The sequence below is a fragment of the Nocardia sp. NPDC060220 genome, assembly GCF_042727815.1.
In the GTDB taxonomy this organism is placed as follows: Bacteria; Actinomycetota; Actinomycetes; order Mycobacteriales; family Mycobacteriaceae; genus Nocardia.
This window is the reverse complement of the sequence record NZ_JBHWZY010000963.1, coordinates 1-2,416: the sequence shown is the minus strand read 5'-3', so window position 1 is coordinate 2,416 and position 2,416 is coordinate 1. Positions and strand designations below refer to the sequence as shown.

At 68.0% G+C, this 2,416-nt stretch carries 3 protein-coding genes; 1 reads left to right on the top strand and 2 read right to left on the bottom strand.

The features are described 5' to 3' along the window. Window positions 1-128: 128 nt before the first annotated feature. Together ACFWF3_RS32310 and ACFWF3_RS32305 are read right to left on the bottom strand one after the other, a co-directional pair. On the bottom strand, window positions 129-1,193 hold the full coding sequence (locus ACFWF3_RS32310; RefSeq protein ID WP_379317631.1) for a PQQ-dependent sugar dehydrogenase: 1,065 nt from the start codon (window positions 1,191-1,193) through the stop codon (window positions 129-131). A 69-nt stretch (window positions 1,194-1,262) separates the two neighbouring features. After that, on the bottom strand, window positions 1,263-1,889 hold the full coding sequence (locus tag ACFWF3_RS32305; protein ID WP_379317629.1) for a winged helix-turn-helix transcriptional regulator: 627 nt from the start codon (window positions 1,887-1,889) through the stop codon (window positions 1,263-1,265). 58 nt (window positions 1,890-1,947) lie between these two features. On the opposite strand from ACFWF3_RS32305, the gene ACFWF3_RS32300 reads away from it, so the two are divergent. Next, window positions 1,948-2,416, top strand: a 469-nt coding sequence (locus tag ACFWF3_RS32300) for an alpha/beta fold hydrolase (protein ID WP_379317627.1), incomplete at its 3' end; no start/stop codon positions are given.

Here is a 2,416-nt window from a genome sequence, read left to right as displayed (position 1 = left end):
AGCTCTACACCAGCCGCGGCACCGGCTACTGGGGTCCGCCGATGCGGGTGTTCGCACCGAGTGAGATCACCGTGCTGGTGCTGCATCCCCAGCGGTGAACGCCTGCGGCACAGGATGTTTCGCCGCGTTCAGGTGCCGAGTCCGAGTCGGACGATGCGGTCGTCCCTGTCGGTGGGATCACCGCGGCCGTCGGTGTTGTTCGTCAGCAGCCACAGGGACCCGTCCGGCGCGACGGCGACATCGCGAAGGCGTCCGTACTCGCCGACGAGGAGCTCGGTCGAGTGGGCGAGGTCGTCGAGCGGGATTCGGCGCAGTCGCTCACCGCGCAGATTCGCGAGGTAGACGGACCCGTTGACTGTCGTCATCCCGCTCGGGCTGGCCTCGGACGGTTTCCACTGCTGCACAGGGTCGAGGAAACCCGCCCGCCCCGCGATGCCTTCGACCTCGGGCCACCCGTAATTTCCGCCGGGTTGGATGAGATTGAGTTCGTCCCAGGTGTTCTGGCCGAATTCGCTGGCGAGCATCCGCCCGTCCGGCGCCCAGGTGATGCCCTGCGGGTTCCGGTGGCCGTAGCTGTAGACGAGTGATTCCGGCAGAGGGTTGTCGGCGGGTGCCCGCCCGTCCGGTGTCATGCGCAGGATCTTTCCGCCGAGGGACGCGCGATCCTGGGCCGTTCGGCGATTACCCGCGTCGCCGACGGTGGCATACAGCATTCCGTCGGGTCCGAAGGCGATCCGGCCGCCGTTGTGATTGGTGGCGGCGGGTAGGCCGGTGAGAATCGGTGTGCCGCTGCCCAGTCCGAGGTTGCCGGGCTGCCCGGTGAGGTCGAATCGTTCGATGCGATTGTCATCGGCGGTGGTGTAGTAGGCGAACAGGTGCCCCTCGCGCACCGCGATGCCGAGCAGACCGCCCTCGCCGGACGGCTCGACGTCCTCGATGACCCCCACCTCGTATTGTGCTCCGTCGGTACCGATTTCGAGGATACGGGCGCTGTCACGTTCGCTCACCAGTGCGGTCGAGCCGTGGAAGGCGATCGACCACGGGGCGTCGAGCTCCTCGGTGACGGTGGTGTCGGGGCCGGACGCGCCGGTCCGGGTGGTTGCCTGCTCGGCCCGCTCGCTGGGGGCGCAGCCGCACAGCAGAGCGATGGCCGAGCCGAACGCCACGAGACACGCTCTGGTGCGGAACTCCATGTCTTCGAGACTAAACCCGCCGTTCGATCGCCTACCAGGTGTGGCGAGCGCCTGAAACCGGTGACCGCATCAGGCGAAGACAGCGCGCACAACGGACTCGTCGCCATCGATCGCGACCAATCCGAGCGCGAGGGCATCGCTGAGAGTGATCGCGCCGGCGGCGAGGCCGAGGATGTAGCCGGGGTCAGCGCGGACAGTGGCGTCGAGTGCGCGGCCGTCATGCGCGCCGACCTCGAAGCCCGAGCGCGACGCGCGGAGCTGGAAGAGTGAGTCGCCGATCTCGAGACCGACTGTCGCCGACGGACGAACCTCGATACGGGCGTCGAGCAAGGCGGGGACGGCGAGGGCGAGCCATCCGGGGCGGAAGGCGTCACCGTCGGCGGGACCACGAACCATCAACGGTGTGGACCAGCGAATCAGGCTCTCGATCGGTCGGCGCAGCTCGGCACCCCACGGCGTCAGGGCGTACTCGACCACGCTGCCCTCGCCGGTCAGTCGCCGCTCGACCACACCCGAGGCCTCGAGGTCGCGAAGCCGATCGGCGAGCAGGTTGGTCGCGATGCCGGGCAGGCCCTCGATCAGGTCCCGGTAGCGAGCGGGGGCAAGGAGAAGCTCGCGGACGATGAGCAGGTTCCACCGGTCACCGACGACTTCGAGGGATCGGGCGAGCCCGCAGTACTGACCGTAGCTACGCATCGTTTCCTACCATCGCTTGATCTTCTCAAGTGCACGTGAGATCCTCAAGTATACCCTGATGCCGAGCCCTGAGGGGGCCACCATGGTCGACACCACCAAGCGCGTGCGGCCCGGTTGGGTCGACGACGAACTGTTCCCGTTCGAGAGTCGATTCGTCGAGATCGACGGGCACACCGTGCACTACGTCGACGAGGGATCAGGCCCCACTCTGTTACTCCTGCACGGCAATCCGACCTGGTCGTTCCTGTGGCGCGACGTGATCGGCGCACTGCGCGGCGACTTTCGTTGCGTCGCACTCGACTACCCGGGATTCGGGCTGTCCTCGCCGCGGCCCGGCTACCGCTTCCTGCCCGAGGAGCACGCAGCGGTGGTCACCGGGTTCGTCGACGCGCTCGGCCTCGAGGGAGTCACCTTGGTCGGGCAGGATTGGGGCGGCATGATCGGCCTGGCGGTCGCGCAGCGGCGGCCGGGCGTCTTCGATCGGCTGGTCCTCGCCAACACCTGGGCCTGGCCGGTCAACGGGGTCC